Origin of the sequence: Aquimarina besae (assembly GCF_042434905.1) — a bacterium.
In the GTDB taxonomy this organism is placed as follows: domain Bacteria; phylum Bacteroidota; class Bacteroidia; order Flavobacteriales; family Flavobacteriaceae; genus Aquimarina.
Map to the genome: position 1 here is coordinate 2,219,113 of NZ_CP170199.1, position 24,473 is coordinate 2,243,585.

Genomic DNA, 24,473 nt, shown 5'->3' on the forward strand with positions numbered 1-24,473 from the left:
TGTAATCTTACACTAATGCTGTATATAATTCATTTTGATAGCATACTTAGTTAAACCTGCGAGGTTCCTTACGTTAAGTTTAGCAATCAAATTCTTTCGGTAACTTTCTATCGTATGCTTACTTAAAAATAATTTATCAGCAATTTCCTGAGTGGTATATTCCTGCGCAATCAATGTGATCACATCAATTTCTCTTTGTGTAAGTTTTACTTCTTCATTCTTTTTTTTGGAAAACTTATTTTCCATATAGATATCTTTTATCTCACGAGAAAAATACTTTTCGCCTCCTAATATGGTTTGTATAGCTTTTAGAAGTTCTTCTTTTTCAGCATTTTTTGGTACATATCCGTCTACATCATGTTCAATTAGATTATCAATCATATCAGCATTGTTATGCATACTTACCACCAATGTCTTTATTTTTGAATTTTTCTCTTTGATAATCTTATTAAGAGCAATTCCATCCATCTCAGGCATCGTAATATCTGTTATAATCAGATCTATTTTTTCATCAGGATTGATCTCTAAATATTTAGCAATATGTTTTCCGTTTTTAGCTGTTAGAAGAATATTATAGTCATTTTCAGAATTTAGAATGCTTAGCAATCCATCTAAAAACATTTTATGGTCATCAGCTATAATTAGGTTGTACTTCATCTCTGGTTGTAATTACGTTGGTTATTTCAATATTAATAATAGTTCCTCTTTTTATTCTCGAATCGATATCTATGGTTCCGGATATCTTGTTTAATCTACTTCTTATATTTCTAAATCCAATGCCCTCTGCATCTTTTTTCTGATCAAAGCCTACGCCATCATCTTCGAAAAGAATATTTAATTCATTTTCTACTAAATTCAACTGTAGTTCAATCGTTGATGCTTTGGCATGTTTGATTGTATTAGTTACTAATTCTTGTATGATTTTAAAAGTCTCAACCTGTAATGTCTCCTCTAAAAGATCGATTGCTTTTCTTGGGTATGCGTTAAATGAGGTGTTTAATTGACTGGCTCCGCCAATATTATTGAAATATTCCTCTAACACATCGCAAAAATTGTTCTTACTAAATTTTTTCGGAATCAGATCATGAGAAATGTTACGAACTAATTCGTAGGTATCATCAATCTGAGAATTTATCCCTTTAAGAACAGTTTTGTTTTTATGTTCAGAATTGTTTAATTGAAGTTTTATTGCTGCCAGATTGCCTCCAATACTGTCGTGTAATTCCTGAGCAATACGTTTTCTTTCTTTATCTTGTCCTTCTATGGCGGCTTTAATAACTTTTAATTCCTGATCTTTTAAAAGAGAAGATATTTTCTGTTCATTTATCTCTTTCTGTTTTATACTCAGTTCACTTTGTACCCTTATTTTTTGATAGTAAGTAATCAATAGCCCAATGACAGGTATAAGTAAGATCAGAAAAGAGTATAATATAATATTTTTAATGACCTTTTGTCTAGTGGTTTCATCACGTTGAATCTTAAGCTGTGCATCTTTTAGTTCTTGATTTTTCTTTAAAATAATATTGTCATTCAATGCTTTTTCGGTGGTGTTTTGAAACGCCAAAATTTTATTTTCACTTTCCTTCTTTTCAATTTCATTCTCTTTATGCTCAATCTCTTGTTTGAGTTTCAGGTTTCGTATGGCTTCTTCTCGATTTGCTAGCTCCAACTGTTTGTTGGTGTTTTCAATTTGTAAAAATCGTATTTCTTTTTCTTTTTGAAGTGTTTTGTATTTTACCTCCAGCTCATTAATTTCTTTATCTTTATCAAGCGTTTGCATAGAGTCGCTAACTTTATCATATTGCTCATAATAGTCTAAAGCTTTTTTGTAATCATTGTCAGAAATAGCAATCTCTTTTAACCGAAGGTAAATTTTTTCTTGCTCATTTAAGAATCCTATCCTTTTGGCTACCTCTAAACCTTCCAACATAATATCTTCTGCTTCCCGATTTCTATTCAATTCGTTCAAAAGACGTCCTTTTTCAACACTTCCGATAATAAGCATTCGGTCAAACTTGTTCATTTTGGCAATCCCTAAAGCTTTATCAAAAGCAACAAGAGATTTATCTAGTTCTCCAAGTTTTTTGTAGGTAATCCCCATATTTACAGAAATGGTTCCTATACAGCTGATTTCATTATCCTTTTCACAAATTTCTCTAGCCTTTTCATAATATTCAATCGCTTTGTCAAATTTTTCCTGATACCCATATATGTTTGCAATATTTACGATAGAGCCAAAAACCAGTTCCTTATTTTCTTTGTATTCCTGACATTTCTCCAGTAATTCCAAAGCCTGATCATACTCATCAGTTGCTATATAAATATTTGCCAACCCAAATGAGTTGATGTAGTAAACACGTTTGTCATTATATTTTTGCGAGAGTTCTATCCCTTTATAATACCATTTTTTTGATTTTTCTGGTAACCCCGTTAAGCTGTTAGCCTGACCTAGCGTAAAGCTTGCAAGTCCGTGAATATTATTTTTTAAGGTGTCATTGCCAAAATCTTTTAACTCTATTATTTTTTTTGCATAATATTTAATAGAATCTATCTGAGAAACACTTCTAAAATACGAGCATAAGATTAAACTCAAATCCGCTTTGAACCGATCACTTTTGACCGCATTTTTTCTTAGTTGTTGATGTGCTCTTTGATAACTTTCTTCTCTCTTTTCAGGAATATCAGCTAAGGCTTTCAGTTCATCGATGATTTTTCTTTCACTTTTATTAGGATAAGGAAATTTTCGTTTTCCATCGATCTGTGCTTGGACAGATATAGAAATCATCAATAAGAGCAATCCCGCAGTAGCTTTTACATAATTTGGTATGATCTGTTTAATTGTTTTCATTGATTAAGATGTTTAACCTTCTGATATTAGTATCTTATCTCTGTTTCTTTTGGTATCGACAGGAATAGAAATATCTATAATGGTACCTCTATGTATTCTGGAATCAATATATAAACTACCCGAAACATTTTGAAGTCTGCTTTTTATATTTCTAAATCCAATACCATCTTTGTTTTTATCAGTATCAAAACCTTTTCCATTGTCTTCGAACATTATATTCAATGTATTTTCTACAAGATTAATTTGTAATTCAACTGAAGTAGCTTCAGAGTGTTTGATGCTATTTGTGATCAATTCTTGAATAATCTTAAAACTTTCATCTTTTACTTTTTCCTGAGAGCTATCAATTTCCTCTCTGGGATATGCACTAAAAGAGGTGTTTAAATTGCTGGCACTTCCGATATTGTTAAAATATTCTTCCAAAACATCACAAAAGCCATTTTTACCAAATTTTTTCGGAATTAGGTTATGCGATAGATTGCGAACCAATTCATAGGTATTATCAATTTGTGGGTTGATTTTTTTTAGAATACCTTCATTTTTATTAGGTGCATTATTTAGCTGAAGTTTGATGGCCGCCAAATTTCCCCCTATACTATCGTGTAATTCTTGTGCAATGCGTTTTCTTTCTTTGTCTTGTCCTTCTACAGAAGCTTTGATAACTTTTAATTCCTGATCTTTTAATAGAGAAGCTATTTTTTGTTCGCTGATTTCTTTTTGTTTTTGATTTAATTCGCTTTGCGCTCTTATTTTTTGATAATAGGTGACAAGTAATCCAATAATAGGGATTAAAAGTGCTAGAAATGAATATAAAATGATATTCTTAAATCCTTTTTCTCGAATTGCTTTTTCTCTTTCTAATTCTAATTCGAGGTTTCTATTGGAATTTTCTGCTAATAAAAGTTTGATTTCTTTTTCCTTTTGAGAGGTTTGGTATTTCACTTCAATTTCGCTTATTTCTTTATTCTTTTGAAGCTGATTGATAGAATCCTCCATTTTATTATGCAAAACATTATACTCTAAAGCTCGCTTATAATTGTTTTTTCTTACGGCAATTTCTGAAAGCGCCTGGTATATGTGAATTTGTTTGGTGGCAAGTTTTAGTTCTTTAGCTTTTAATAATGATTTTTGGAGTATTGTTTCGGCTTCATTGTATCTTTTTAGGATCACAAATACTTCTGCTAAATTTATGTTTGCTTCTAATGAGACTTGTTTAAAGTCTTTTTTATCAGATATTTCTATAGATTTCTGGTAGTAATTGATAGCAGAGTTATACTGCCGGGTTTTCTTAGAATTCTCTGCTAAGTTTAGAGCAATAATAGATAGGGCAATACTTGTATCTTCAGTTAATGCCAGTTTTTCTGCTTTTTTCAAATACTTGTTAGAGTTTTCATAATCACCTAGTTTGGTGTAAATATCTCCTATGTTAATGTAACTTCCGTATACAATTTCCGGGTCTTCTTTATAAGAAAGACATTCTTTGTATAGTCGTAAGGCTTCTTCGTAGTTTTTTAATTCTGTATAGGTTCTTGCCAATCCGTGCAGATGGGTATAGTAAAAATCCTCTTCATTGTACTTTTCTGTTAAAGTAATACCCTTTTGATGCCATTTTTTACCCTCTTCATACAGTCCTTGTGATAAATAATTGATTCCTAGTATATTGTAAGCAGCAATTTTTCCTCTAATATTTATAGAATCATTATCTGTTGTATTATATTTTAAAGACTCTTCCACGTAGTAATTAGAAGAATCAATCAAAGTTTTGTTCTTATAAAAGTAGGCTAGCAACAAATTAGCATTTGCTTTTGCGTATTCGGTTTTAACAGTTTTTAGTAAATGATGGGCAATTTTTGGGATTTTATGATTTTGATCGCTATTGAAAACTTCGTAAGCTTTTATAATAGTCGCCTTTTCTTTATAGAAAAGACTATCTTCTTCAAAAGAAGGTGGAATGTTATTATCCTTTACTTGAGAAGTAACAGTCATGCAAAGCATAAATAAAAAATACAAAACTATGTTGTGTAATAATTTTGGCATAGTCAAAGGTATTAATTCTGCCATCTTTTGATATCCCTGAAAACAGGGGTCTTCTGATCTGTATTTTTGGTTACTTATAAAGCAGGTATTGAGAACGAATTTTCTTAAATTTTTCCAAATCATTTCTCCACGTCTTCTTGATCTCGCGTTCGGTGTATCCTTGCTCTATTTGTTGTTGTAGTTTTTCTGTTCCTGCGTGAATTGTAAAGGATTTTGTGTTAAAAAAACTTTCCTTGTTTTTCGAATTATGATAGGCTTCCAGTAACCATTGTAATTTAATTTCATTAAGGCGTTCAGTTTCTCTCAGGTCTCTTCCGTAACAGACTTCTCCTTTATGCTTTGGGTATTTAGATCCAAAATTAGGTTGTGGAGTATACGCAAAATCATATTTCTCTATAGGGAAATCCGGAGATCCAAAAATTTGAAACTGCATTTCGGTACCTCGACCAGCATTGATCGTTGTACCTTCAAAAAAACCGAGACTGGGGTAGAGGTTTATAGATCGATCATTAGGTAAATTGGGAGATGGTCTTATCGCAAGGCTATAATAGGTATTATGCGTATAATTCTGTACAGGTATTACGTTGATTTCACATTTAAGATCATTTCCCAGCCACCCTTCACCATTTACCATCTTGGCGTATTCACCTATGGTCATCCCGTGAACCAGTGGAATTGGATGTACTCCAACAAAACTAGCATGTTCCGGTTCTAATGTGGGCCCATCAATATAATGACCATTAGGATTTGGTCTATCTAAAATTAATAATGGGATGGCATTCTCTGCACATGCCTGCATCACGTAATGTAACGTGGAAATATAAGTATAGAACCTTGCACCAACATCCTGAATATCAAAAACTACGATTTCTATATCAGCAAGTGCTGCCGCAGAAGGTTTTTTGGTTTTACCGTGTAATGAAATAATTGGCAATCCTGTTTTGATATCTATTCCATCTGCCACCAGTTCTCCGGCATCTGCTTTTCCTCTGAAACCGTGTTCTGGTGAAAAAACCTTCTGTATTTTTATGTTTCTGGATAATAAAGAATCCACCAGATGCGTGTATTGATCCAGTGCATTAGCTGTTATTCCTTCATTTTGTAAAAGAGGTTTAAGGTTCGGATACTTGAAAATCACAGAGGTCTGGTTGCCCACGATTGCTACTTTTTTATTCTGTAGAATAGGTAGATATTGTTCTGTTTGATTAGCTCCTACGATTACTGGTTTTAAAACATTCAGTGAATCTTGTATTTGACCTTCAGAAATGATGTTTTTTTCCTGAAGAAAAGACTTTTCACCTTCAGAAGTAGTAGGAGTTAAAGTTTTTGTTCCGCTTCCACACGAAATAAGCAGCATAAAAAGGAATAAAAATGTATTTTTGAACCTGTATGCAAAATAGGTGGATGCATTTTTGATTAAAACCATAGATAACTTTGAATTTCGAATATTTTATTGCCAAACGCCTTATCAAAGGTAAGGAACATAAAAGTAGCATATCATCTGCAATCATAAAAATTGCCATTTTCGCGATTGCCATTGGTATGATAATGATGTTGATCACAGTTGCTACTGGTATAGGTTTACAACGCAAAATTAGAGAAAAAGTTGCCGCGTTCAATGGCCACATTATTATTACCAGTTATGATAATAATAATAGTATAGAATCTTTGATACCGATTAAAAGGAATCAGCATTTTTATCCCAATTTTGTAGATGTTGATGGAATTGCGTACGTACAGGAGTTTGCCACCAAAGCAGGACTTATAAGAACAGAGGATAATTTTGAAGGTGTTGTTGTAAAAGGAGTGGGGAATGATTATAATTGGTCCTATTTTAAAGAGTATTTAGTAGATGGTACTTTGCCGGATTTTACAGACCCCAGAAACAATCAGATATTAATTTCTTCTTATATCTCATCAAGATTAGGTCTTGCGGTGGGAGATAAAGCTAATACAGTTTTTTTAAAGAAAAACTCTAGTTCAAATATTCCGGCAAACATTCGTGCTTTTGAAATTGTAGGGATATACGATTCTGGTTTTCAAGAATTTGACGAGAAATTTATTTTTGCAGATATTAGACATATTCAGAAAATGAATAAATGGGAAGAAGGTGAAGTCGGAGGTTTTGAGGTATTTATTGATGATTTTGATAAGATAGACCAAAAGGGTAGAGAAGTCTACAACAGCATTCCTTCGGATTTAGAAGCGCAAACTATAGCTTTAAAATATGGAAGTATTTTTGAATGGTTAAAGCTTTTTGATCTTAATATCATTGGTATTATTAGTATTATCATATTGGTTGCTGGAATAAATATGATTACGGCATTACTTGTTTTAATTTTAGAAAGAACCCCTATGATAGGAGTTCTTAAATCTTTGGGGACTAATGATTGGAGTATCAGAAAAGTGTTTTTGTATAATGCGGGTTATTTGATTCTTCTTGGTTTGTTTTGGGGCAATTTAATCGGAGTTGGATTATTATTTATTCAAAAACAGTATGGGGTGATTGGTCTAAACCCAGCTACATATCACGTAAGTACTGCGCCTGTTTATATTAACTTTTGGTATATTCTTTTACTTAATATCGGAACTATGATTTTGTGCTTACTTATGTTGTTGATTCCGTCATTTGTAATCTCTAAAATATCTCCATCGAAAGCGATTAGATTCCAGTAGTTTTAAATAAGCCAGCTTGCTCTTACTTAATGACATTGTATTTGTATCTTTGCACCGCATAAAAAACAATTAGAAGAGACTACAATAAATTCATAAGCTTGTGAAATACGCAAATAATATATTAGAAACTATTGGTAATACACCAATGGTAAAAATGAATGCTTTGGTAAAAGATGTAGACGCTTTGGTTTTAGCCAAATACGAAACATTTAATCCTGGAAATTCTGTAAAAGACAGAATGGCGCTAAAGATGATTGAAGATGCCGAGGCAGATGGAAGATTAAAACCGGGAGGTACAATTATTGAGGGTACGTCTGGTAATACAGGTATGGGATTGGCTTTGGTAGCGATCGTAAAAGGATATAAGTTGATCTGTGTGATGGCAGATAAACAATCTAAGGAAAAAATGGATATTCTGCGAGCAGTAGGAGCAAAAGTAATGGTTTGTCCAACAAATGTAGAACCAGATGACCCCAGATCATATTACTCAGTTTCTAAAAGATTGGCAGAAGAAACTCCAAATTCTTGGTACGTAAACCAATATGATAATCCATCGAATGCAAAAGCACATTACGAGAGTACCGGACCAGAAATATGGGAGCAAACCGATGGTAAGGTCACACATTTTATTGTTGGTGTAGGTACAGGTGGAACTATATCAGGAGTTGGAAAATATTTAAAAGAGAAAAATCCAAATGTTAAGGTATGGGGGATAGATACTTATGGTTCTGTATTTAAAAAATATCACGAAACAGGAGTGTTTGATCAAAATGAGATCTATTCTTATATAACAGAAGGTATCGGTGAAGATATTCTACCGGAAAATGTGGATTTTTCAATCATTGATGGGTTTACCAAAGTAACCGATAAAGACGCAGCCGTTTATACCCAAAGACTTGCCAAAGAAGAAGGAATGTTTTTAGGAAATAGTGCCGGTGCTGCGATAAAAGGATTATTACAATTAAAAGAACACTTTACAAAAGATGATGTAGTTGTTGTACTTTTTCACGACCACGGTAGCCGATATGTAGGTAAAATGTTTAATGATGATTGGATGAGAGAACGTGGTTTTCTGGAAGAAGAAGTATCCACAGCAGTCGATTTAGTAAAAAACCATGAAGAAAAACCTCTGGTGACAGTAAAGACCGAAGAATTGGTTTCTCATGCTATCGAACGTATGCGTAAATTTCAAATTTCGCAAATACCAGTTCTGGATAGTGAAGGTTTTGTGGGTTCTGTAGATGAAAGTGCTTTGTTTACTGCTTTTCTCGAAGATAAAAACACTGGCGATACTCCTATCAGAGAAATTATGAATGATCCTTTTCCGATAGTTAGCGCGAATACATCTCTAGATGAAATATCCGGATTAATTAAAAATGGTAATCCCGCGGTTCTCGTAGCTTTAGAAAATGGGAAGCACCATATCATCACAAAATACGATGTGATCAGTCATATAAAATAAATTATTTATATTTATATAATATTAAGAAACCCCCTTTATTAGTTAAAACAACTAATACAGGGGTTGTTTTTATACTCTAAGCCGAATTTATAGATAATTATCACGCAACTTTATGATAAAAAATTGATCTATAAGTTAAGTGGTTCGTATAAAATCGTGGGGCTATGCAAAAATATTCGTTTGACTTTTCTGACATAGATGTATTAAGAGAGTATTTTAGATCTCAATTAGATCCTGAAGGAACCACTGATAGAATTCATTTTCCTCCAGAAATTGGAGAAGGTTATCTAAGTTATTATAAAATATCTCCAGAGGTTTTTCTTTTTATCAATAATTACAAATCCAATATTGACATAGAATATGTTAGAGAACCTATTGACGAGAAAGATATTATTCTACATTTTAGAAAGTATTCGCTAGATCATCAAATAAATAAAAAAGAAATTATTAGTACTTATTCTGATGGATATACTCCCGGAAACATGAGGTGTATGGATGCTCAGCAAGGCGAGAGGGTTTATATTCCCCAAGGTGCAGATGTGAAATCTATCATGATTGTATTAAAAAGCAAGTACACCAAACCTTACTTTCTTAAAAATAATAATATGGCAGATAAGGTTGATCAATATATTAGATATTCACACCAGCATATTAACAAATTTTATCTTTCTTATAAACAATCGATACTTTTTGATCAGATAGTTGCTCCCAACTTCGATAAAGTGGAAAATTATCTATTTTTTATTGCAAGAGGAATTCGTTTATTAGAAACATTCTGGAAAGATGTTTTGATGTGGGAAACCGAGAGCAATCCTTTTAACATTAATAGTTCACAGGTTGGTAATATTTATAAAGTGAGTAATTATCTGGAGCACAACCTTCACGAACCATTTGTGGGAGTGGATCAATTGGCGTCTATGGCGCATATGAGTCGCACCAATTTCTTTAATATGTTTAAAGAGATCCATGATCAAACACCCTTAGAGTTTTTTAACAATAAAAAATTAGAAAGTTCCTATAATATGATTTTTACCGAAGGTTTGTCTATCAAAGAAGTGATGGATAACTTAAACTACTCTAATTCGTCTAAATTTAAGAAAGCATTTTTCAATAAATTTGACATCTATCCAGATATACAGATAGGATAGTTTTACGACGCTATGTAAAATAAAGATGGTCGTCAAAAAATGACAACCATCTATAACCTAACACAAACTCAACTAAGCTTAGGATTTTGAAATCTTTATGTTTTTTGAAATTATCTTCCCTATTTCTAAAACAAAGTAAAGAAATGATATCATTCTAATAATTTCCATTAATACATAAAATCTTACCAATAGTACATTTTTGCCTATTTTAAGGGTTTTTTAAGAGTTTTTTGGTGTAAATACTACTATTCGTGATCAGATAGTATGATTTTTCGAGGGAGAATACCACTATTTGTTTTGTGAAAGAAGTGTAGTTTGAAGAATTTTCAATAGTAAAGGGTTATTATTGCTAATAACCCTTTTACGGCATAATTCAATCTATTTTCTTTAAATCAATATAGTCTTCGAAGACCAACCCTATCTTGTCTGAAAAAGTTTCCGGACTCATTTATTCTAAAACATGCTCTCATAACCGAAGCCTGAGAATTAGAGCTTGGATCAGTTCCTGGAATAAATACTGCACCAATACTTCCTGCTCCTTCATTGCCTTGTAAAAATGGGGGACAAGAACTACGCGTTCCAAAATCTGAATGTCTTAAACCAAAACAATGACCTAATTCGTGTGTCATTAGATGTTCTATAGCGCCAATTGGTAGCGTTGTAGATCCACCGTCTATTTCTACACGATTAAAAGGATTTCCATTTCTTGGGAAACCGGCTACGCCTCCTTGTCCATTAGATGAATTGCTAAATACCACAATATCTCTACCACCATTATTATTTCCGAAAGACAATTCTAATCTAAATCTAAGGTTGAGGTTGTTGTAGTTTGCAACGGCTCGCCTTAATCCTCTTCTCAAGTTTGAGCTTAGGCTGCGCCCTCTTACCGTAATAACTCTTTGTCCACTGCTGGGTACCCGGACTAAGTTATTTGTTCGATAAAGTTTTTGCGAAAATTCTTCTTCAGAAGAAGGGAGATCAGGCATGTTCTTAATGTCATCATGTGATAAAAAGATATCGTGAGACAACCAGCCGTCTTCTTTTTGACCGTCTGGTAATAGTTGAGTATGTGGTACAACACCAGTAGTGTTTACACCGAGCTTTTGGAGTTTAGAAATGACCTCATTAGGGACTTCTTGAATATCTTCTGACTGATTAATCTCATTATTCTGACAAGAAAATAATAAAATGGTTAATGTCGCTATAATAGCGAAGGTTTTAAATGTTTTCATAAAAAATGATTTTGTGTTAATAAATTTAGTTAAGTATAGCGTTGAATCATTTTTTAATTTACATTAAATAAATTGATTTTCAAGGTGTTATATCAATATTGTTTTTACGGTTTTTAGACGCTGCTAGTTACTATAAAGACGTTATCAACGTATAGAATAGTAGTAAAAAATAAAATGATTGATTCGTCATTATCATCAATGCTTAAAAATGTATAGTAATTAAGGTAACATTTGATTAATTATATACACATGATGTTAGAGCTGTAATTAATTTCTTAAATAACATTTATAGGATCATGAATGAAGAACTTTTACATTATGTATGGAAATATGAAAAATTTAATTTTTCGAATTTAAAAACTACAAGTTCGCTCCCTGTTGTTCTTCAGAGGGTAGGTGATCATAATGAGATGCACTCGGGGCCGGATTTTTTTAATGCTCAAATAATAATTGACGATCAGAAATGGGCTGGTAATGTAGAGATTCATATAAGAGCCAGTGACTGGTATACACATCATCACGAGAATGACCCTGCCTATAATAATGTTATATTACACGTAGTTTGGGAAGACGATATGGAAATCTTTAGAAAAGATAATTCTGTTATTCCTACGCTACAGCTTAAAGATTACGTAGATGAAACAATACTTTATAGATACCAAAAATTATTTCGAAATCAGGATAGGAGATGGATCCAGTGCGAAACACAGCTTTCTGAAGTTTCTAATTTTACAATTTTTAATTGGCAAGAAAGATTGTATTTAGAAAGACTAGAACAAAAATCTAAGCTGATCACAGAATTATTACAGAAATCTTCAAATAATTGGGAGGCGGTACTTTTTAAACTTTTAACAAAGAATTTTGGTTTAAAAGTAAATGGTGATGCTTTTCTGAGTCTAGCAGATTCTTTCGATTTTTCGATAGTGAGAAAATGTAGGGCAGATTTAGAATATTTAGAAGCATTGTTTTATGGTCAAGCAGGTTTGCTTGATGATCAATCCGATAAGCAGTATGTTCAAGAATTGCTTAAAAAGTATAATTTTTTAACGAATAAGTTCAACCTTACGAATTACGGAGTACTTCCTTTTCATTTCTTTAGATTACGTCCATCCAATTTTCCAACGATTCGAATATCTCAATTAGCAAATATTTATCATAAGAATGAACAGCTTTTTAGTAAGATAATTGCCACTGATAATCTTATTGAATTCTATCAATTATTCAATATTTCAGCAAGTGATTTTTGGAATACACATTATACTTTTAATAAAGAATCCTTAGGTAAATCTAAAAAATTAACTAAGGCATTCATTCATTTGATTTTAATTAATACCATTATTCCATTAAAATTTATGTATGCAAAAAGTCAAGGAAGATATATTTCAGAAGAAATATTTGGTCTATTATCTCAACTGCCTCCAGAGAAAAATACTATAACAGATAGGTATGCCAGTTATGGTGTTACAATTGAAGATGCATTACATTCACAATCCATGATCCAGCTTAAGAAAAACTATTGTGATAAAAAAGCATGTCTTAAGTGTGCAATAGGTAATTATTTATTGAATAGAGAAGGTAATTTAGGATAATATAATTATTTTGCGTTATGCTTTATAATCTCAGACATTTTTTAGAGCGAAACGGATTTTACGTTTCGAGTAGGTTAGCGGATAGATTAGGAATGCGTGCTAAAAACGTACGATTATTTTTTATTTATCTGACTTTTGCCACTGCGGGATTAGGTTTTGTAATTTATCTTAATTTGGCATTTTGGTTGAAATTGAAAGATTTAGTGTATACCAAGAGAACTTCAGTATTTGATTTATGATAAAGCTTTACAACTCAGGAAGACCAAAAATACTTATCGCACTAATTTTATTGATTGTAGTAGTTACTATTGGTGTTTTGGGCTTTCGGTATTTTTCTGATTATAGTTGGATAGATGCCCTGTATATGACTGTCATAACTATGACAACTGTTGGTTTCGGAGAAGTTGAGCCTTTGGATCAAAACGGTAAATTATTTACCATATTTTTGATATCTACCAGTGTAGTCATTTTTGCTTATTCGGTCTCGGTAATAACAGAATATATTATACGTAAAAATGATCCACAGAGAGTGCAAAATCGTAAAATGCAAAAGATGATAAATAAACTAGAAAATCATATCATTATTGTAGGATATGGTCGAAATGGTAGACAAGCCGCTGCAAAATTAACGGCTTATGATAAGAATTTTATTATCATTGAAAAGGAAGAGAGTGTTATCGAAAGGTATCAAAATGAAACATTATTGTTTCTTAAAGGGAACGCTACCGAAGATGATGTGTTAATAGAGGCAGGAATTAAAAAAGCGTCCACTTTGATATGTACGTTGCCAGAAGATGCAGATAATTTATTTATAGTGCTTTCTGCCAGACAAATCAATAAAGATTTAAAGATAATTAGTAGGGCTTCGCAAGATGCATCCTATAAAAAAATTAGGCTCGCCGGAGCTGATAATGTAATTATGCCGGATAGGATAGGAGGAGACCATATGGCCTCTTTAGTTGTAGTTCCTGATTTAATAGAGTTTTTAGATAATCTCTCTATCGTGGGTAAAAAATCCATTAATATTGAAGAGGTTTCTTTTGAAGATATGTTTGATGATGAACAAGAACGAACGATACGTACCATTGATATGCGATCCAAAACAGGTTGTTCTATTATCGGGTATAAATCACCCGAAGGAGAATATGTAGTAAATCCAGGTGCAGATACTTTATTAAAACCAGGATCCAAGATCGTAATTATAGGTCGCCCCGAACAAGTCCATCAATTAAATAAAGAGTTTAATATTTAAACCAGCGCCAAAGATTTAATCGTTAAATTATTGTAAACAATTGTTTTTTTTAGCATCTTGCTCACTTTTAAAAAATCAAATTCAATTAACTCACTCATTATGAAGAGAATTCTTCTTTCAATTTTAACACTAACAATTCCATTTTTAACATTCGCACAAGAGACCACGGAAAAAGGTCTGGATCAAAAGATCAATGAAATTTTTGCAGACTATACAGGTTGGTTTGTTAACGCAATTTTTTATCAAATTCCTGTAACCAGTGATGTTGGGATTCCGTGGGTAGTTGTCATGTTATTAGGGTTTGCTACATTTTTTACTATATATTTTAAGTTTATAAATCTAGGAGGATTTGCTACTGCTATCAATGTAGTGAGAGGTAAATATGATGATGTTGATGATCACAGTGGTCAGGAACAGCCTAACGTTAATGTCGTTGATGGTGATATTGTAGACACTATTAAAGATGAAAGCAAAGAAGGCGAAGTTTCTCATTTTCAAGCTCTAACTGCCGCTTTATCAGGAACAGTAGGATTAGGTAATATTGCAGGAGTAGCTATTGCAATTACGATAGGGGGGCCTGGTGCAACTTTCTGGATGATTGTTGCTGGGCTTTTAGGAATGACTTCTAAGTTTGCAGAATGTACTTTGGGAGTTAAATATCGTGATATTGGTGAAGATGGAACTGTATATGGAGGTCCAATGTACTATCTAAAGAAAGGACTTACAGAAAAAGGAATCGCTGGTCTAGGAAAAGTTTTAGCTGTTCTTTTTGCAATATTCTGTATAGGAGGTTCTTTTGGTGGAGGAAACATGTTTCAAAGTAACCAAGCTGCTCAAATATTTAATGATATTGCCGGAATAGAGAGCCCTAGTGCTGGATTTTGGTTTGGAGTGGTAATGGCAATTTTTGTTGGAATCGTAATCATTGGTGGGGTAAAAAGAATTGCTTCCGTTACAGAAAAGATAGTGCCTTTTATGGTTGGTATTTACGTATTGGCAGCATTGATTGTTATAGGAATGAATATTGGTCAAGTCGGAGATGCATTTGTTGCAATATTTGAAGGAGCTTTTGCTCCGGAAGGTATAGCCGGTGGATTTGTGGGTGTATTAGTACAAGGGTTTAGAAGAGCTGCATTCTCAAACGAAGCAGGTGTGGGTAGTGCTGCTATAGCTCATAGTGCTGTGAAAACTAATTATGCTGCTAGTGAAGGAATAGTTGCTTTACTAGAACCATTTATTGATACAGTTGTTGTTTGTACTATCACAGCTTTGGTTATTGTAATTACAGGTAATTATTTAGATCCTGGGGCGGCATCAGGAGTTCAGTTAACGTCGAATGCTTTTGCCTCGGTTATTCCGTGGTTTCCTTACGTGTTAACTGTGGCAGTAGTATTATTTGCTTTTTCAACAATGATTTCTTGGTCTTATTATGGACTTCAATCTTGGTTGTTTTTATTTGGAAAAACAAAAAGGAATATAGTAACGTATAAAATTGTTTTTTGTTTGTTTACTATTATTGGAGCTTCAATAAGTCTTGGAGCGGTTACAGATTTTTCTGATGCAATGATCTTTGCAATGGCCGTTCCTAATTTAATAGGGGTTTCTTTATTACTACCAAAAGTACGAGAAGAATTAAGGAAATATAGATCAGCAATAAAAAGGGAAAACTAAATACAAAATTCTAATTAATGAAATCAATAAAATCCCATTTCGAGATACATAGGCGTTTCCGGAATGGGATTTTTCTTTTAGCGTTACTTATTTTTGGTTTTCTTTTAGGTTTTTATTTCTTTCCGGATACTGTGAATGACTCAGAAAGTTTTCAAGAGCTTTCTGAATTTCAATCTAAAATAGATTCATTAAGACAAGAATCAATAGCACAAAAGAAATCCTATAAATTAAGACCCTTTAATCCCAATTTTATAACTGATCATAAAGGGTATGTTTTAGGATTATCTACAGAAGAGCTAGACAGGCTTTATAAGTTTAGAAACCAAAACAAATGGATTAATTCAGTTTCAGATTTTAAAAAGGTTACCAAAGTTTCAGATTCACTATTATCTGTGATCTCTCCATTATTTAAATTTCCGGATTGGGTTAAAAATTCCAAAAAATCACAATCCTTTAAAAAGCAAGGGTTTCCTGTAAAACCATTCGCAGATAAAGGAGATCTTAATGAGATTACATCTCTAATCCTAAAAGAAGAAATAGGAGTTCCTGATTTTATAGCAGAAAGAATTATAAAGTATAGAGATGATATAAATGGTTTTATCAGTGATCTACAATTGAAAGATGTAAAAGGGCTCTACGATCATCAACGGAATAAAATCTTAGCCCTTTATACGGTTAAAACAAAAAACAATATCAAGAAAATCAATATCAATAAGGCCTCTGTCAAAGAGTTAATGGAAGTTCCTTATTTTGATTTTGAAACTGCGTTGGACATTAAAGACTTTATTGAACAAAATAACGGAATATCTAATTTTGAAGAATTAGGAAAAATTCAAGGTTTTTCTTTAGAAAAAATAGATAGAATAGCGTTATATTTGACATTAAAATAAAAATCGGAAAAAATTGCTGTGAAAATTGACAATACTTAAATCGTGATTTGAGTTTTTTTGATTTTCTACAGTAATATGTTAGCTATATAAATCAAAGTTATCATTAAACAACATGTATTTTACAGAAGAGCACGAATTGTTTAGAGAAAGTCTTAAGGATTTTCTACAAAAAGAAGTAGTTCCACATATTGAAAAATGGGAAAAAACTGGAGATATAGAACGTTTTATCTGGAAGAAATTCGGCGAAATGGGCTATTTTGGTATTGCATATCCCGAAGAATATGGAGGGCTCGATTTAGATCTTTTTTACACAGTCATATTTTTAGAGGAACTGCAAAAAATTAATTCCGGTGGTTTTGCAGCAGCAATGTGGGCACATGTCTATCTGGCAATGACTCATGTAAATAAAGAAGGTGATGATAGAATCAAGGAAAAATATCTAAGAAACAGTATTAGCGGAGATAAAATCGGATGCCTTTGTATATCCGAGCCATTTGGAGGTTCTGATGTTGCGGGTATGAGAACTACCGCCGTAAAAGAAGGCGATACTTATATAATAAACGGATCAAAAACTTTTATCACCAACGGTGTTTACAGTGATTATTTGGTGGTAGCTGCAAAAACAGCTCCAGAACTTGGGAACAAAGGGATTAGTATTTTTATTATGGATAGGGATACTCCCGGAATTTCTGCTACAAAACTGGATAAGTTAGGGTGGAAAGCTTCTGATACGGGAGAAATAGCTTTTGATAACGTAAAGATTCCTGCAGAAAATTTAATGGGTGATGAAAATAAAGGGTTCTCTTACATCATGCAGCACTTTGCCTTAGAAAGATTAATTATGGGTATAAATGCGCACGCTAGAGCGGAATATGCGCTAGAGTATGCAATAAAGTATATGAGTGAGCGCGAAGCCTTTGGTCGAACTATAGATAAATTTCAAGCGCTTAGGCATTCGGTAGCGGATATGGCTAGCGAAATAGAAATGTGTAAAGAATTTAATTACTCCATAGCAAAAAGACTTAACGACGGGCAATATGTGGTAAAAGAAGCTAGTATGTCTAAATTATTGTCCACGAAGATTGCCGACGAGGTAATATACAAATGTCTGCAATTATTAGGAGGATACGGTTATATGGAAGAGTATCCATTAGCAAGGCTGTTCAGGGATAGTAGACTTGGTCCAATAGGAGGCGGCACTTCTGAAATCTTAAGGGAGATTATCGCCAAAATTGTTATTGATAAGAAGGAATACAAACCCGCGGTAAAGGAACAGTCCTATTAGTTTTTGGCGAAAATTGTTTTCAATTTGCCAAAATTGTTATTGATAAGAAGGAATACAAACCCGCGGTAAAGGAACAATCCTATTAGTTTTTGGCGAAAATTGTTTTCAATTCGCCAAAATTGTTATTAATAAGAAGGATTACAAACCCGCGGTAAAGGAACAATCCTATTAGTTTTTGGCGAAAATTATTTTCAATTTGCCAAAATTGTTATTGATAAGAAGGAATACAAACCCGCGGTAAAGGAACAATCCTATTAGTTTTTGGCGAAAATTGTTTTCAATTCGCCAAAATTGTTATTGATAAGAAGGAATAGAAACCCGCGGTAAAGGAACAATCCTATTAGTTTTTGGCGAAAATTGTTTTCAATTTGCCAAAAATTGTTATTGATAAGAAGGAATACAAACCCGCGGTAAAGGAACAATTCTATTAGTTTTGGCGGAAATTGTTTTCATTTGCCAAAATTGTTATTGGTAAGAAGGAGTACAATCTCAATTCAGTTTTTTTAACATATAGATTCTTTTTGACACTCCATAAAGTTTACTTGTTATAGTTCGGGAACAGCTGTCGTTTGCGAATTTCTCTTATTTTAATGCAAAAAAGTAATGAATTAGTAGTTTTTGACTATTGTTTTTGTGTAAATGTTAAAATTTTATCAACACGAAAACGTTTGAGTAATACTTCAATCGTTTTCGTATTACGTAAAAATATTACATTTAGAAAAATTAACACACAAACACTTTTTTTATGAAAACTTTAAAATTCATTTATTTTTTATTAGCGGTATCACTCCTTTTGGTATCGTGTGGTAAAGACGAGATTTTGGATACTGTAGAGACAGAATCCGTAAAACCCGATGAAACCATTTCTACTAGAGCTGGACTAAAAACAATTGGTTCAGGTGTAATGATGCAAGCTTTTTATTGGGATGTTCCTGCAGGGGGTACTTGGTGGAACGTTGTCAAAGGAAAAGTTAGTAGCTGGAGTAATGCAGGTATTGACGCGATATGGTTGCCTCCTGTAAGTAAAGCACAAAATGGTAAATTCTCGATGGGGTATGATCCTTTTGATTATTATGATTTCGGGCAATATGATCAAATGGGAAGTACAGAAACCCGATTTGGATCTAAATCAGAATTAGAATCCTTAATCTCTCGTGCTCATACTAATGGGTTGAATGTGATTGCCGATATCGTGATCAATCATAATAGTGGAGGAGATTTAGAGTGGAATGAATTTGCTGGTAAGAATACGTATACTAAGTTTAATCCAAAATCAAATAAATTTAACCGTACAAAATATGATTTTCATCCAAATGAGGCTTATAATTCAGATAGTGGTATTTTCGGTGGCTTTCCTGATTTAAGTCATAACAAAACGTACGTTCAAGATTGGTTATGGAAAAGAAGTAATTCTGTTGCTAAATATTACAAAAATACAATGGGATTTGATGGGTATCGATTTGATTATGTGAAAGGTTTTGCTCCTTGGGTTGCAAAAGAATTTCGTAATTCTACCGGTGCATTCGGTGTAGGAGAATATTGGGATGGTAATGTGAATACGTTGAAGTGGTGGACAGATCAGGCGCAGATGTCGGCATTTGATTTTGGGTGTTACTATAAAATGAGAGATGCATTTGTAGGTAATGATCTTAATGCGCTTAGCGGAGATATGTTATGGAAAAGAAATGCAACAAGAGCCGTGACCTTTGTGGCTAACCACGATACCGATGAGATTTACAATAATAAGATTTTAGCATATGCTTACATTTTAACTCACGAAGGATATCCGGCGATTTTTTACAGAGATTATGAGGATTGGTTAGATAAGAACAAATTAAACAATTTAATTTGGATACATAACAACCTTGCAGGCGGAAGTACAACAAACCTTTGGACAGATAATGATGAGTATATTGCTAGAAGAAATGGTGGAGGTGGCAAAAATGGTTTAATAGTGTATATCAATAATTCTAACTCCTGGAAAGAGAGATGGATTCAAACCAATTGGTCAAGTAGAAGAATAAAGGATTATACTGGTAATTCTGGATGGGAGCCTGTTACCCAAGGAGGGAGATGGGTGAAAATTCAGGCGCCGCCAAAGGGATATACAGTTTGGTCTCTTAAGTAATCATCTCCTGCTTTGTTAGGATGTAGAAAGCAACTCTAAGTCATACAGTTTCTTGTTTCTTATTAGTTTTTAATAGCGCATAGGAAGCTGTTTTTGCTTTAAGATTTACTAGTTGTAAATTCTAAAAAAAGACAAATAATTAACTTCCTTTAAAAAAAGCTTTGTAGATAAGACTTTTGTATTATCTTTGCACCCTAATTTTTAAAGAAAGGAGGTACATACTATGTTAATTATACCAGTTAAAGACGGAGAAAATATAGATAGAGCGTTAAAACGTTTTAAGCGTAAATTCGACAGAACAGGAACTATGCGTCAGTTGCGTAAGCGTCAGGCGTTCACAAAGCCTTCTGTAGAGCGTAGAGCTCAGGTCCAAAAAGCGCAGTACATTCAGCACTTAAGAGATCAGGAAGAGATTTAAAACGAATTGAAACGTTGTGTTTATTGATTTTTAAAAGAAATCAAACTTCGTTTTTCAGTATAGATAATTTAAAACCATTAGATACTAAAAGTTTTATACTTTTGTTTTCTAATGGTTTTTTATGTTTATAAAAGAATTTGTTGATTATCTGTTTTTAGAAAAAAAGTATTCTGCACATACTCTTTCAGCCTATCAGGCCGATCTACAAGCTTTTATTGGCTTTTATGAAAAAGAATATGGGGGGAGTGATATTTTAGAGTCAAATTACTCTCAGATCCGGTCTTGGATCGTACACCTGGTGGATTCGGGGATTTCTAATAGAACTATAAACAGAAAAGTGTCTTCTCTTAAAACATATTATAAGTTTTTGCTCAAATCTGAACAGATTGAAAAAAATCCTTTGGCAAAACATCAGGCTTTAAAAGTGTCTAAAAAAATACAAATCCCATTCTCTGGTCAAGAGGTAGGAAATGTATTAGAGGAGTTGGATAAGGTACAAGATTTTAGAGGTGTAAGAGATAGGTTGATTGTAGAGTTGTTTTATGCAACCGGAATGCGCAGAATAGAACTGGTTAATCTTAAATTATCGGATTTAGATATATCGAATAGACAAGTGAAGGTTCTGGGCAAGCGAAATAAAGAAAGGTATATTCCTTTAGTACCTTCATTATTAGTTACTTTAAATAAATACATTGGGTTGAGGTCTGGGGTTGTTGCTGATTCTGAACTTCCTTTTTTATTACTAACAGAAAAAGGAGTTAAAATCTATGAAACACTTGTATATCGAATCATAAATAGTTATTTTAGTAAGGCATCTTCAAAGATAAAAAGAAGCCCGCATATATTGAGACATTCATTTGCGACACATCTTCTTAATGAAGGAGCAGACTTAAATGCTGTAAAAGAATTACTTGGTCATTCCAGCTTAGCCGCTACTCAGGTGTATACAAATCAGGGTATAGCGCAGTTAGCAAAAGTGTATAAGCAGTCTCATCCAAGGAATAAAAAGTAGTGCGTAACTCGTTATGTTGTTTCTTTAAGGCGTTAAATATATGTTCAACCAATTAAAATAACACCTATGAAAGTGAACTTGCAATCCGTAAATTTTAATGTCGATCAAAAATTGGTAAATTTTACTCAGGCAAAATTGGATAAGCTGGAGAATCATTTTAACCGTATTATCCATGCCGATGTTTTTTTGAAAGTAATGAATACAAGCAGTAAGGAAAATAAAATTACTGAAATTTTACTGAGTGTTCCAGGGGACGAGTTTATTATTAAAAAAATAAATAAAAGTTTTGAAGAGGGTGTGGATGAGTGTGTTAGTTCACTAGAAAGACAACTACGGAAACGAAAGGAAAAATTAAATGCACATGTTTAATGATTTTTTTTCAAAAATTGTTTTGTGTAATAAATAAATTCTATACATTTGCAGTCCGTTAGAAATAGCGGACTTTTTTATGTTCAAAAACATACTGAAAAGCCGATGTAGCTCAGCTGGCTAGAGCAGCTGATTTGTAATCAGCAGGTCGTGGGTTCGAGTCCCTCCATCGGCTCTTTTGAAGGGTTAATTTTATAGGAAATTAATGCTTTTAAAATTAAATTTTGAATTGTAAAATATTTGATTACTTTTGCGCATTCAAAATTTAGAAGTTCATTCTAAAATAATGATAACAATTGGGGAGATACTCAAGCGGCCAACGAGGACAGACTGTAAATCTGTTGGTTTTACCTTCGCAGGTTCGAATCCTGCTCTCCCCACAACCTTCAATTTTAATTATAAAATTGTAAAATGCGGGAGTAGCTCAGTTGGTAGAGCGTCAGCCTTCCAAGCTGAATGTCGCCGGTTCGAACCCGGTCTCCCGCTCTAAAAAAATACAGAGCTAATCTTGATGCAATTTTAGCATTGGATTTTTAAGATAAAAGTAATGATGAATCGGTTTTCTTTCGATGTTTGATGAAGGACTCTGGTTTATCATTGTGTACTTTAAAAAGCCGGTGTAGCTCAGGGGTAGAGCGTTTCCTTGGTAAGGAAGAGGTCACGAGTTCAAATCTCGTCATTGGCTCTAGGTTCAGAAGCATTAATTGAACACTAATATATAACTAAGATTAAATAAATTAATTATGGCAAAGGAAACTTTTGATCGTTCCAAACCGCACTTAAATATTGGTACTATTGGACACGTTGATCACGGTAAAACAACTTTAACGGCTGCGATTACTAAGGTATTAGCAGATGCTGGTCTTTCTGAGGCTAGAGATTTCGATACTATCGATAACGCTCCAGAAGAAAAAGAAAGAGGTATTACAATTAATACATCTCACGTAGAATACCAAACTGCTAACCGTCACTACGCTCACGTTGACTGTCCAGGTCACGCCGATTACGTAAAAAACATGGTTACTGGTGCTGCGCAAATGGATGGTGCAATCTTAGTGGTTGCTGCTACAGATGGTCCAATGCCGCAAACACGTGAGCACATCCTTCTAGGACGTCAGGTAGGTATTCCAAGAATCGTTGTATTCCTTAATAAAGTGGATATGGTTGATGATGAGGAGTTACTAGAATTAGTAGAAATGGAAGTAAGAGATCTTCTTTCTTTCTACGAGTATGATGGTGATAATGGACCTGTTGTTTCTGGTTCTGCTCTTGGTGCTCTTAACGGAGAGCCAAAATGGGTAGATACTGTTATGGAGTTAATGAAAGAAGTAGATGCTTGGATCGAAGAGCCATTACGTGAGATTGATAAGCCTTTCTTAATGCCAATTGAAGATGTATTCTCTATTACTGGTCGTGGTACTGTTGCAACTGGACGTATCGAAACTGGTATTGCTAACACAGGAGATCCTGTAGAGATTATCGGTATGGGAGCTGAGAAGTTAACTTCTACTATTACTGGTATCGAGATGTTCCGTCAGATATTAGATAGAGGAGAAGCTGGAGATAATGCTGGTATCCTATTAAGAGGTATTGAGAAAACTCAAATTTCTAGAGGTATGGTAATCACTAAGCCAGGATCTGTAACTCCGCACAAAAATTTCAAAGCTGAGGTGTATATCCTTAAGAAAGAAGAAGGTGGACGTCATACTCCATTCCATAATAACTACCGTCCTCAGTTCTACGTGCGTACAACTGACGTAACTGGAAACATCGCGCTTCCTGATGGAGTTGAAATGGTAATGCCTGGAGATAACTTAACAATTACTGTTGAGCTTATTCAGCCAATTGCAATGAATGTTGGTCTTCGTTTTGCGATCCGTGAAGGTGGTAGAACAGTAGGTGCCGGTCAGGTAACTGAAATTTTAGACTAAAAATATTTAAATATTTAAGGAGAGGTATTCGTTACGACGAATACCTTGACTTATGTATACGGGTTTAGCTCAGTTGGTAGAGCACTGGTCTCCAAAACCAGGTGTCGGGAGTTCGAGCCTCTCAACCCGTGCGAGTAGATTCTATGTTACTATTTGTTTTAGTTAGACTGTGAATTACATAGTAATGGATTAGAAGCCTTAGCTTAGTCTAGTGGAGTTTCTGAGTCTATTCTAAGAAAATCTAAATGGCTCTCATTAGCAGTAATGAAGCTGATTGAATGAAATTAAAATGACAGACTTTTTTCTGTTGTTGAAAAGAATAATAAGATGGCTGGATTAATAAATTACATTACGGAATCATACAACGAGTTAAAAAATCACGTGACTTGGACTCCTTGGCCAGAGGCGCAAAGGTTGACTTTAGTTACTATTATTTTTTCAGTTATTTTTTCTTTAGCTATCTGGGGAGTTGATACTGTATTCAGTAATGTAATAGAGTATTATTTCACTTTAGTTAAATCATAA

At 33.5% G+C, this 24,473-nt stretch carries 20 protein-coding genes and 5 tRNA genes; 20 read left to right on the forward strand and 5 right to left on the reverse strand.

Features of this window, described 5'->3' with window-relative positions; translation table 11 throughout:
- Nucleotides 1-12 precede the first annotated feature (12 nt).
- From ACE94K_RS09645 to ACE94K_RS09660, 4 genes are read right to left on the reverse strand one after another with little or no spacing between them, the layout of a single operon-like run.
- Nucleotides 13-657, reverse strand: a complete 645-nt coding sequence (locus ACE94K_RS09645) for a response regulator (RefSeq protein WP_378183447.1) — start codon at nucleotides 655-657, stop codon at nucleotides 13-15.
- A complete protein-coding gene (locus ACE94K_RS09650) occupies nucleotides 632-2,848 on the reverse strand; it encodes a tetratricopeptide repeat protein (RefSeq protein WP_378183450.1) in 2,217 nt (738 codons plus the stop codon). The genes ACE94K_RS09645 and ACE94K_RS09650 overlap by 26 nt, the downstream gene beginning before the upstream one ends.
- Nucleotides 2,849-2,860: 12 nt before the next feature.
- The gene (locus ACE94K_RS09655; RefSeq protein ID WP_378183453.1) at nucleotides 2,861-4,909 is read right to left on the reverse strand and encodes a tetratricopeptide repeat protein; all 2,049 of its coding nucleotides are present in this window, start codon (nucleotides 4,907-4,909) and stop codon (nucleotides 2,861-2,863) included.
- 46 nt (nucleotides 4,910-4,955) lie between these two features.
- Entirely contained in the window at nucleotides 4,956-6,311 is a 1,356-nt protein-coding gene (locus tag ACE94K_RS09660) for an exo-beta-N-acetylmuramidase NamZ domain-containing protein (protein ID WP_378183456.1), read from the reverse strand.
- Between the two features lie 8 nt (nucleotides 6,312-6,319).
- Between ACE94K_RS09660 and ACE94K_RS09665 the strand changes: the two genes are divergently transcribed.
- The 3 genes from ACE94K_RS09665 to ACE94K_RS09675 all read left to right on the forward strand — a co-directional run bounded on the left by ACE94K_RS09665 (nucleotide 6,320) and on the right by ACE94K_RS09675 (nucleotide 10,171).
- Nucleotides 6,320-7,561, forward strand: a complete 1,242-nt coding sequence (locus tag ACE94K_RS09665) for an ABC transporter permease (RefSeq protein ID WP_378183459.1) — start codon at nucleotides 6,320-6,322, stop codon at nucleotides 7,559-7,561.
- Between the two features lie 100 nt (nucleotides 7,562-7,661).
- Entirely contained in the window at nucleotides 7,662-9,023 is a 1,362-nt protein-coding gene (locus ACE94K_RS09670) for a pyridoxal-phosphate dependent enzyme (RefSeq protein WP_378183462.1), read from the forward strand.
- 164 nt (nucleotides 9,024-9,187) lie between these two features.
- The gene (locus ACE94K_RS09675) at nucleotides 9,188-10,171 is read left to right on the forward strand and encodes a helix-turn-helix domain-containing protein (RefSeq protein WP_378183465.1); all 984 of its coding nucleotides are present in this window, start codon (nucleotides 9,188-9,190) and stop codon (nucleotides 10,169-10,171) included.
- A 392-nt stretch (nucleotides 10,172-10,563) separates the two neighbouring features.
- On the opposite strand, the gene ACE94K_RS09680 is transcribed toward ACE94K_RS09675, so the two are convergent.
- Complete coding sequence (locus ACE94K_RS09680) at nucleotides 10,564-11,403, reverse strand: M57 family metalloprotease (RefSeq protein ID WP_378183468.1); 840 nt, start codon at nucleotides 11,401-11,403, stop codon at nucleotides 10,564-10,566.
- A gap of 296 nt (nucleotides 11,404-11,699) precedes the next feature.
- On the opposite strand from ACE94K_RS09680, the gene ACE94K_RS09685 reads away from it, so the two are divergent.
- The 17 genes from ACE94K_RS09685 (at nucleotide 11,700) to secE (ending at nucleotide 24,473) form a co-directional block, all read left to right on the forward strand.
- Nucleotides 11,700-12,992 (forward strand): DUF2851 family protein, encoded by a 1,293-nt coding sequence (locus tag ACE94K_RS09685; RefSeq protein ID WP_378183471.1) that lies wholly within the window; start codon nucleotides 11,700-11,702, stop codon nucleotides 12,990-12,992.
- 17 nt (nucleotides 12,993-13,009) lie between these two features.
- Nucleotides 13,010-13,231, forward strand: coding sequence for a PspC domain-containing protein (locus ACE94K_RS09690; RefSeq protein ID WP_280931121.1), 222 nt, complete (start codon nucleotides 13,010-13,012; stop codon nucleotides 13,229-13,231).
- Nucleotides 13,228-14,244 carry a potassium channel family protein gene (locus tag ACE94K_RS09695; protein ID WP_378183474.1) on the forward strand — a complete coding sequence of 339 codons (1,017 nt, stop codon included), beginning with the start codon at nucleotides 13,228-13,230 and terminating at the stop codon, nucleotides 14,242-14,244. The genes ACE94K_RS09690 and ACE94K_RS09695 overlap by 4 nt, the downstream gene beginning before the upstream one ends.
- Before the next feature lie 99 nt (nucleotides 14,245-14,343).
- Nucleotides 14,344-15,915 carry an alanine/glycine:cation symporter family protein gene (locus tag ACE94K_RS09700; protein ID WP_378183477.1) on the forward strand — a complete coding sequence of 524 codons (1,572 nt, stop codon included), beginning with the start codon at nucleotides 14,344-14,346 and terminating at the stop codon, nucleotides 15,913-15,915.
- A gap of 17 nt (nucleotides 15,916-15,932) precedes the next feature.
- Entirely contained in the window at nucleotides 15,933-16,805 is an 873-nt protein-coding gene (locus tag ACE94K_RS09705) for a helix-hairpin-helix domain-containing protein (RefSeq protein WP_378183480.1), read from the forward strand.
- A gap of 112 nt (nucleotides 16,806-16,917) precedes the next feature.
- The gene (locus ACE94K_RS09710; RefSeq protein ID WP_378183483.1) at nucleotides 16,918-18,090 is read left to right on the forward strand and encodes an acyl-CoA dehydrogenase family protein; all 1,173 of its coding nucleotides are present in this window, start codon (nucleotides 16,918-16,920) and stop codon (nucleotides 18,088-18,090) included.
- A gap of 745 nt (nucleotides 18,091-18,835) precedes the next feature.
- Nucleotides 18,836-20,218, forward strand: a complete 1,383-nt coding sequence (locus ACE94K_RS09715) for an alpha-amylase (protein WP_378183486.1) — start codon at nucleotides 18,836-18,838, stop codon at nucleotides 20,216-20,218.
- A gap of 223 nt (nucleotides 20,219-20,441) precedes the next feature.
- The gene (gene rpsU, locus ACE94K_RS09720; protein WP_025743950.1) at nucleotides 20,442-20,636 is read left to right on the forward strand and encodes a 30S ribosomal protein S21; all 195 of its coding nucleotides are present in this window, start codon (nucleotides 20,442-20,444) and stop codon (nucleotides 20,634-20,636) included.
- A gap of 121 nt (nucleotides 20,637-20,757) precedes the next feature.
- On the forward strand, nucleotides 20,758-21,648 hold the full coding sequence (locus ACE94K_RS09725) for a tyrosine-type recombinase/integrase (protein ID WP_378183490.1): 891 nt from the start codon (nucleotides 20,758-20,760) through the stop codon (nucleotides 21,646-21,648).
- Nucleotides 21,649-21,714: 66 nt separating this feature from the next.
- Nucleotides 21,715-22,017 carry a ribosome hibernation-promoting factor, HPF/YfiA family gene (gene hpf, locus ACE94K_RS09730; protein ID WP_378183493.1) on the forward strand — a complete coding sequence of 101 codons (303 nt, stop codon included), beginning with the start codon at nucleotides 21,715-21,717 and terminating at the stop codon, nucleotides 22,015-22,017.
- 101 nt (nucleotides 22,018-22,118) lie between these two features.
- Nucleotides 22,119-22,192, forward strand: a tRNA-Thr gene (locus ACE94K_RS09735).
- Nucleotides 22,193-22,315: 123 nt separating this feature from the next.
- Nucleotides 22,316-22,397 (forward strand) — tRNA-Tyr (locus ACE94K_RS09740).
- A gap of 33 nt (nucleotides 22,398-22,430) precedes the next feature.
- Nucleotides 22,431-22,503: transfer RNA gene (locus ACE94K_RS09745), tRNA-Gly, on the forward strand.
- A gap of 127 nt (nucleotides 22,504-22,630) precedes the next feature.
- Nucleotides 22,631-22,702: transfer RNA gene (locus ACE94K_RS09750), tRNA-Thr, on the forward strand.
- A 58-nt stretch (nucleotides 22,703-22,760) separates the two neighbouring features.
- Nucleotides 22,761-23,948: an elongation factor Tu gene (tuf, locus tag ACE94K_RS09755; RefSeq protein WP_378183496.1), complete on the forward strand. Its 1,188-nt coding sequence runs from the start codon at nucleotides 22,761-22,763 to the stop codon at nucleotides 23,946-23,948.
- A 58-nt stretch (nucleotides 23,949-24,006) separates the two neighbouring features.
- Nucleotides 24,007-24,079, forward strand: a tRNA-Trp gene (locus tag ACE94K_RS09760).
- Nucleotides 24,080-24,275: 196 nt separating this feature from the next.
- Nucleotides 24,276-24,473 (forward strand): preprotein translocase subunit SecE, encoded by a 198-nt coding sequence (secE, locus tag ACE94K_RS09765; protein WP_378183499.1) that lies wholly within the window; start codon nucleotides 24,276-24,278, stop codon nucleotides 24,471-24,473.